Source organism: Rhodopila globiformis (assembly GCF_002937115.1).
In the GTDB taxonomy this organism is placed as follows: Bacteria; Pseudomonadota; Alphaproteobacteria; order Acetobacterales; family Acetobacteraceae; genus Rhodopila; species Rhodopila globiformis.
On record NZ_NHRY01000052.1, the window covers coordinates 24819 to 32617 of the forward strand.

Consider the following 7799-nt stretch of genomic DNA (forward strand, 5'->3'; position numbering starts at 1 on the left):
CGCCATTATGCCAGACACCAATCTCCTTATCCGCCACAACCGGCACGCCAGGGACGGGTAATTTGGCCGATCGGCTTGTTGTAATACCAATTTTTCCTGAGTCTGACCGCTGGGCGGCCGGCGTCTCAGTAGCATGGCGGCTGCCTGGGCTCGTCCCGGGCACAGGCTCCGGCCCGCTATCCACGCTTTGCGGTGCTGAACCAGACAATGGCGTGGATGCCTGGCACCAACCGGCATGACGAGGTTGCGGCGCGCCGTCTCCGGCAGGGTCCTGCCGGCATGAACGCGGACGCCGTTGTCATCGGCGCCGGCTTCTTCGGCTGCCACGTCGCGCTGCAACTGCGCCGCCTGGGCATGGACCGGGTTGTCCTGGCCGATCGGGAGGCCGGGCTGCTGCGGCGGGCCTCCTACGTCAACCAGGCGCGCGTGCACAACGGCTACCACTACCCCCGCTCGATCGGCACCGCCGCCCGTTCGCGGCGAAATTTCCAGCGCTTCTGCCGCGACCACGCGTTCGCCATCGCGGCCGACTTCGACAAGATCTACGCGATCGCCCGGCACTCCCGCGTCAGCGCCAACCAGTTCGCGACGTTCTGCGCCGAAATCGGCGCCCCCTGCCGCGACAGCCCCATGCACCTGCGCCGCCTGTTCAACCCCGACCTGGTCGAGGCCGCGTTCCTGACGCAGGAGGTCGCGTTCAATGCCGCCGCGCTGGCGGCCGATTTGCTGCCGCGCCTGCGCGACGGCGGCATCGACCTCCGCCTGCACACCGAGACAGGCGTCGAGGCCGCGGACGAAACCGGCGTCACCCTGCGGCTCGGCGCCGATCGGCTGCGCGCGGCCTGGGCTTTCAACTGCACCTATGCCGCGCTCGATACCGTTGGCGTGGGGCTGCGGTGCCCGCTGAAGAAGGAACTGGCGGAAATCGCCCTGATCGCCCCGCCGCCCGCCCTGGAAGGGATCGGCGTCACCGTCATGGACGGGCCGTTCTTCTCCACCATGCCCTTCCCGGCCCGCGCCTGCCATTCGCTGACCCATGTGCGCTACACCCCGCATGCCGCCTGGCGCGACGCGGCCGATATGCCCAGCCAGACGGCCAGCCAGGCGCTGGCCATGATGCGCGATGGCGCGCGCTACCTGCCTGCGCTTTCCCGGGCCCGGCTGCTCGGCTCGCTTTACGATATCAAGGTGGTGCTGCTGCGTGCCGAAGCCGACGACGCCCGCCCGATCCTGTTCGAGCCATCCGAGGCGAGTCCCCGCATGATCTCGATCCTCGGCGGCAAGATCGACAACATCTACGATGTCCTGGATGTGCTGCAACACCATGACTGGTCCTGAAACACCGGCCGTACGAGCTGTCGGCTCGGTCACCGCGGTGATCGTGGCGGACGATGCCGCCCCCGATGCCGCAACGCTTACAGTGTGGGGCGAGGCGCTGGCCGAGCTGTTCGGCGACGTCGAGCTGGTTATCGTCGCCAACGGCCTACCGTCCGCGGTCGCGCTGGAACTCGACGCCCTGTGCGGCGGCATCCCCGACCTGACAATCCACTTCCTCGCCGACAGGATCGATCACGACGCCGCCGTCCTGGTCGGGCTCGACACGGCGCTGGGCGACTGGGTGCTGCTGGGCGAGCCGCGGCCGGAACGCCTGCCCGTGCTGCACGCGCTGGTCACGGAGGCGCGCCAGGGCTACCAGGTCCTGGCCGCCGTCGGCGGGTCCGGCGGGCGCCGCCGTTCGGCGGACAACTGGCTGGCGTCGGGCTATTTCTGGCTTTATCGCCGGCTGACCGGGCGAACGATCCTGCGCCCGCCGCCGGTGCTGCGGCTGTACAGCCGGGCCGCCGCACTGTTCATCGCCGGTTCGGCGGACGGCGAGATGCTGCTGAAGGCCGGGTATGTCGCGGGCGGCCTGCCGGCCCACGTCGCGCATTACGCCGGGCTGGCCACCGATGCGCCGCGGGCGCGGACCTGGCGGGCGACGGTGTCGAAGGCGACGCGCGAGCTGCTGAGCGCCACCACCATCCCGTTGCGCCTCGCCGCCCTGATCGCGCTCACGAGCGGACTGCTCAGCCTGCTCTACAGCCTGTACGTCGTCGCCGTTTACCTTCTCAAGCCGGACGTCCTGCCGGGCTGGACGACGCTGTCGCTGCAGATTTCCGGGATGATGTTCCTGTTCTCGCTGCTGTTCGCCCTGATGGCCGAGTATGTGCTGGGCATCTATCGCGGCCTCGCGCCGCGGCGGCGCTACGTCATCACCCGCGAGCTGCGCAGCCCAAAGCGGCGGCATGCGACGCGGCTGAATGTCGTCGGCGAGGACGGCAGCTTCCATCTCGGCATGTCGGATGAGGTATCACGGTGAAGCGCGCACTGATCGGGCACACGGGCTTCGTGGGCGGCACGCTGCTGGCCGCCGACGGCTTCTCGCACGGGTTCAACTCGAAGAACGTACGCGAGATGGAAGGGCAGCACTTCGACGAGATCGTCTGCGCCGGCGTGCCAGCGGTGAAATGGCTCGCCAATCGCGCCCCGGCGCAGGACCGCGCCGCCATCGGCGGGTTGCTGTCGGTGCTGGAAAGGACCAGCGCCGGGCGTTTCGTGCTGGTCTCCACGGTCGATGTCTATCCCGACCCGGCGCAGCCGTTGGATGAGGACGCCGATCTGCGGGACCTGCCGAACCAGCCGTATGGGCTGCATCGGTTCGAGGTGGAGCAGTTCGTCGCCCGGCGCTTTCCGAATCACAGCATCGTCCGGCTGCCTGCGCTGTTTGGCCAGGGGCTGAAGAAGAATGCCCTGTTCGACCTGCTCAACGACAACATGGTCGAGAAGATCAATCCGGCCGGCGTCTTCCAGTGGTATCCGACCAGCCGCCTGGCCGGGGATCTCGCCCGCGTCGCCGAGGCCGGCCTGACACTGGTCAACCTGGTCACGCAGCCTGTGGCGATGCGCGAGGTGATTGCCCGCTTCTTCCCCGGCGCCCCGGTGGGGCCCGAAGCCGAGCCTGCGCCGCGCTATGGCCTGCGGACAAAATACGCCGCCCCGTTCGGTGGCACGCCGCCCTGGATCATGACGGTCCCGGAGGTGCTGGCCGAGATGGACCGCTTCATCACGGCGTCGAGCCGGCCGTGATGGGCAATGCACGGCTCACACGCGCAGACCTGTGCGGCCGAGCGGGGCGAGGCGTTCCTTCCGTCATGGCCGGCGCAGACCCCATAGGCGCTGAAACAGCGTGGAGCGAGGCAGGCTGCCTCCCCCCGTCACGGCGGCCGAAGGATCGCCATCCACGCCTTGCGGTGCCGCTATCGGCAAAAGGCGTGGATGGTGGGCCTGCGCCCACCATAACGGGGTGGGAACGGCCGTGCCGCCTATCCCGCCACTTTGGCGCCCATGCGGAACCCACCCGGCATGACGTCGCAGCCTCGACCGCGCCCCGCGCCCCATGATGTCAGCACCCATGAACCCACGCATTGCCATTTCCAACATCGCCTGGCCCGAGGCGGACGACGCCGAAGCGCTGGACCTGGTCTGCGCGGCCGGCTTCGGCGGCATCGAGGTGGCCCCGGTCAAGACATTCGGACCTTGGCAAACGATCGACCTGGACCGCGTGCGGCAGGTCGCGGCCGGGCTTGCCGCGCGCGGCCTGCCGATTGTCGCGATGCAGGGCATTGCGTTCGGCGCTCCGACTGCAAAGCTGTTCGGCGGTCCCGAGGCGCGGGCTTCCCTGGCGCAGCATCTCGCCCTGGTCGCGCGCATCGCCGGCGCCTGCGGTGGCGTGCCTTGCGTGTTCGGCGCTCCCGCCGCCCGCGACCCGGGCGACCTGCCTGTCGCCGACGCAATGGTCAAGGCCGCGGCGTTCCTGACCGCAATCGGCCCGGTGTTCGCACGTGAAGGCGCCAGCCTGGCGATCGAGGCCGTGCCGGCGGCGCATGGCGGCCGGTTCATCACCCATACCGCCGAGGCCATCGCGCTGGTACGCCGGGTTCGAACAGAGGGCATCGGCCTGCAGATCGACATGGCAACCATGATGGTCAACGAGGAGGACCCGGCGCTGCTGGCCGAGGCGGTGCCGCTTGCGGTGCACTGCCACGCCAGCGCCCCGCAACTCGCCCCGGTGGCAGCTTGCGCAGCAGCCCATTCCCGGCTTGCCGGTTCGCTGCGCGCGGCTGGCTGGATCGGCCGGATCTCGGTGGAAATGCGGACGGCCCCGGACTGGCGGACAGCCATCCGCGAGGCCGGCGCGGCGATGCGGGATGTGTGGATGTGATGCGCGACACCTGGCAGCTTCCGGCCTTTACCGAGACCGTCCTGGGCAACCGGCGGCACGACCACGTGCTGGTCATCCCGGTGATCAACGAGGGCCAGCGCATCCGCAACCAGCTTGCCCGCATCGCGGCGCTGGGGCCGCCGGCCGACGTGGTGATCGCCGACGGCGGCTCGACCGACGGATCGCTCGATCCGGGATTCCTGCAGCAGCAGGGTGTGCGCGCGCTGCTGGTCAAGACCGGGCCCGGGCGTCTCTCGGCCCAGCTCCGCATGGCCTATGCCTGGTGCCTCGACCAGGGTTACGCCGGCATCGTCACGGTCGATGGTAACGGCAAGGATGGCGTGGAAGCGATCCCGGCTTTCGTGGCAAAGCTGCTTGAGGGCTTCGATTACGTCCAGGGCTCACGCTACCTGCCGGGCGGCGTGGCGGAGAACACGCCGCTCGATCGCCACATCGCCGGGCGGTTCATTCACGCGCCGGTTCTCAGCCTCGCCGCGCGACAGCGCTTCACCGATACGACCAACGGCTTCCGCGCCTACTCCGCCCGCGCCCTGCTCGATCCGCGCGTCGCGCCATTCCGCGATGTGTTCGAGCGCTATGAGCTGCTGTTCTACCTGACGGTGCGCATCCCCCAACTCTCCTATGCCGCGACCGAGATTCCGGTCGCCCGTCGCTATCCCGGGGCAGAGCCCACCCCGACCAAGATCGCCGGCTGGCGCGGACGGCTGGCGATGCTGGGTGAGCTGATGGGAACCGCGTTCGGCCGGTTTCATCCGCGCTGAACGTTGTTCCCTGTCATGGCGGCCCGCAGCCGCTTTGCGGGCCGGTCAGGACCTCCTGCGCCGCAGGCCAGTCCTCAGGCAGCCATTCGCTGCACCATTTGCTCCAGCGCGGTGCGGTATTTGGCAGCGGTGCCCTCGTCCATCACGAGGGCCAGATGCAACCGGCCGTTCTCGTTCTGCTTGACGACACATGGCAGGGCAGGTCCGATGCCCTGGATGCTGATCGTGCAGCGATCACCGGCCTGCACCGGCAGCGAACCGGACACCTGGACACCCGAAGCCGAGAGATCGACCACCCGGGCCTGATGGGACTGGCCGTTGATGGTCACCTGGCACGCGGCGTCAATCTGGTATCGCCGATCGGCGCGACGATCGACCTCGGTCGTCGAGGTGCGCACCACCCGGATGACGGTGTGGCGGAGGTCATCCATCGCACCGACAAGGCCGGTCGCGTTGTCACGGACATCATCGGCATGCCGGCCGGTGTCGCCGGCTTCAGTCGAGACCTCGGTCGTCCGTGCCGTCATCTCGCCGGCCGCGCTGGCGGTCTCGGACACGTTGCGCGCGATCTCCGCCGTCGCCGCGCCTTGCTGCTCCACCGCCGCGGCAATCGAGGCGGCGATCTGGTTCACCTCGGTGATCGTCTGCTCGATCCGCCCAACCGCCACGACCGATGCACTCGTTGCCTTGCGGACTTGGTCGATGTGCCGGCCGATCTCCTCGGTCGAGCGCGCCGTCTGGCTGGCGAGTTGCTTGACCTCGCTGGCCACCACCGCGAACCCCTTGCCGGCTTCCCCGGCGCGGGCTGCCTCGATCGTCGCGTTCAGCGCCAGCAGGTTGGTCTTGGAGGCGATCTCACCGATCATGTCGGCAACCGCACCGATGCGCTCGACCTCCTGGTTCAGCGCCTCGATCGTGCCGCGCGTGTCGTTGCCGGCGGCGACGGCGCGACTGACGACGACGTTGGAGTGGCTGACCTGGACGCTGATCTCGCGGATCGAGGCGCTCAGTTGTTCGGCGGCGCTGGCGACGCTCTGGGCGTTGGCCATGGCCTGTCCGGCGGCGGCGGCGGCGGTCTGCGCCGCAGCGCCGGTGCGGTTGGCCGACGCGGCCATATCGTCCGCCGTTGTGGTCAGAGCCGACGTGCGCGCCTGGATGAGCTTTAATGCCTCGCCGGTCTCGGTTTCGATCGTCTCGGCCATGCTGACCATGGCGGCCCGCTTTTCGGCTTCGGCGCGCTCGTGCTCCGCGATACGCTCCTGCTCCAGTCGCCTGACCGCCAGGGCAGCGTCCTTGAACACCACGACGGCCTGCGCCATCTCGCCGAGTTCGTCGCGTTGCCTGGTATAGGGAATCTCGATATCCAGGCTGCCACGGGCCAGTGTCCGCATCACCCGTGTCAGCGCCGTCACGGGCCGGGTGATGCTGCGGCCCAGCACCAGGCTCGCGCCGAGCACGGTCAGCAGCGTCAGGCCGGCGATCGAACCGACGCGCAGGACCTGTGCCATGAAGATCGTGTCGACGTCGTCGATATAGATGCCGCTGCAGACGATCCAGCCATTGGCCTCAACCCCCAGCGCATAGCTCAGCTTCGGCAGCGGCGTGGTGCCGCCGTTGCGCGGAAACCGGTAGGCGACGAAGGCCCCGCCGTGCGCCGCGGCTTCGATCATCGCCTGCACGAAGCGGACGCCATCGGAGTCCGTGTCGTTCCAGCGCGGCGAGCCCTCGACCTTCGGATTCGGATGCGACACCGAAAGTCCCGTCTTGTCATAGGCGAACAGATAGTCGCCGTTGCCGTAGCGGAGGCTGCGCAACAAGGCCGCGGCGCGCGCATTGGCGGCCTGTGCGGAAAGACCTGCGGCAATGCCTTGCTGATATTCCCGGCTCACCGCCTGCGCCGCCAGCACGACGACGTCGCGCAGGCGGGCCTCCCGGTCATGCATGAGGTTTGCCTTCAGTTCGCCAAGGCCCAGCGTGGCGATACCGATCATGCCGACCAGGGCGATCACGACCATGGTCAGAAGCTTGAATGAAATCCGAATGTTACCCAGCACGAGAACCATCCTTCACATCTGGCGCCCTGGTGCGTGGTTGCAACCGTGACTGCGGCGTGGCAACTTACCGCGGTCACAACCACGGTAATGGAGATGCCTCATGAACGATGACGACACCACAAACATCGGGCCGGCCGTCGCGGCCGTCGCGGCCCCGCCTGGCCGCACCACAGGAAACCACGCCATGAACACGAGCAAGCTCAACGCGGCGGCACTCATAGCGCTCGCCGCCGCCTACGCCGTTGCCTACAGCCAGAACCCCGACGTCACGAACGGATACACAATGCTATTCGCGATCCTGGCCGCGGCGCTCGTGCTGTATTTCCTGCCCGTGCTCATGGGCCGCCAGCGCGACGTCAGCACGATCCAGGGCCTCGCCCTTGTCAACCTGCTGCTCGGCTGGACCGTCGTCGGCTGGCTCGCCTGCCTGATCTGGGCCGCGGTCGGCGCCACGCGGGCGCAGGATGCGTTCTACCGCAAGCAGGTTGGGTAATGCCGGTCCTAGAATGGATTAGTTGATTTATTGTTAACGAAGCAGGAAAATTGCAACCTCTTTCATGTATCGTTTTCTGACATTATACCAACGGCCCTATCCGGTGACCGTTATTGCTGCCCATTTGCGCTGGGTCAGGGAAGCAATCCGTTCCGGCATTTGCATGAGCTTGTTCCAGGCCTCGCAGCAGGCATCGACAACCGCCTTGT

Annotated in this window: 7 protein-coding genes; 6 read left to right on the plus strand and 1 reads right to left on the minus strand. The window is 68.0% G+C overall.

Annotation, left to right across the window (positions count from 1 at the left end):
- The first annotated feature begins 279 nt into the window (after window positions 1-279).
- The 5 genes from CCS01_RS04135 (at window position 280) to CCS01_RS04155 (ending at window position 5043) form a co-directional block, all read left to right on the plus strand.
- A complete protein-coding gene (locus CCS01_RS04135; RefSeq protein ID WP_104517568.1) occupies window positions 280-1338 on the plus strand; it encodes an FAD-dependent oxidoreductase in 1059 nt (352 codons plus the stop codon).
- On the plus strand, window positions 1325-2359 hold the full coding sequence (locus tag CCS01_RS04140; protein WP_146101556.1) for a glycosyltransferase family protein: 1035 nt from the start codon (window positions 1325-1327) through the stop codon (window positions 2357-2359). The genes CCS01_RS04135 and CCS01_RS04140 overlap by 14 nt, the downstream gene beginning before the upstream one ends.
- Window positions 2356-3126 carry an NAD-dependent epimerase/dehydratase family protein gene (locus CCS01_RS04145; RefSeq protein ID WP_104517558.1) on the plus strand — a complete coding sequence of 257 codons (771 nt, stop codon included), beginning with the start codon at window positions 2356-2358 and terminating at the stop codon, window positions 3124-3126. The genes CCS01_RS04140 and CCS01_RS04145 overlap by 4 nt, the downstream gene beginning before the upstream one ends.
- A gap of 325 nt (window positions 3127-3451) precedes the next feature.
- Window positions 3452-4261: a sugar phosphate isomerase/epimerase family protein gene (locus tag CCS01_RS04150; RefSeq protein ID WP_158258225.1), complete on the plus strand. Its 810-nt coding sequence runs from the start codon at window positions 3452-3454 to the stop codon at window positions 4259-4261.
- Window positions 4261-5043 (plus strand): glycosyltransferase family 2 protein, encoded by a 783-nt coding sequence (locus CCS01_RS04155; RefSeq protein ID WP_104517560.1) that lies wholly within the window; start codon window positions 4261-4263, stop codon window positions 5041-5043. The genes CCS01_RS04150 and CCS01_RS04155 overlap by 1 nt, the downstream gene beginning before the upstream one ends.
- A 74-nt stretch (window positions 5044-5117) precedes the next feature.
- On the opposite strand, the gene CCS01_RS04160 is transcribed toward CCS01_RS04155, so the two are convergent.
- Complete coding sequence (locus CCS01_RS04160) at window positions 5118-7097, minus strand: methyl-accepting chemotaxis protein (protein WP_158258226.1); 1980 nt, start codon at window positions 7095-7097, stop codon at window positions 5118-5120.
- Window positions 7098-7281: 184 nt separating this feature from the next.
- On the opposite strand from CCS01_RS04160, the gene CCS01_RS04165 reads away from it, so the two are divergent.
- Window positions 7282-7590 (plus strand): superinfection immunity protein, encoded by a 309-nt coding sequence (locus CCS01_RS04165; protein ID WP_158258227.1) that lies wholly within the window; start codon window positions 7282-7284, stop codon window positions 7588-7590.
- Window positions 7591-7799: the final 209 nt, after the last annotated feature.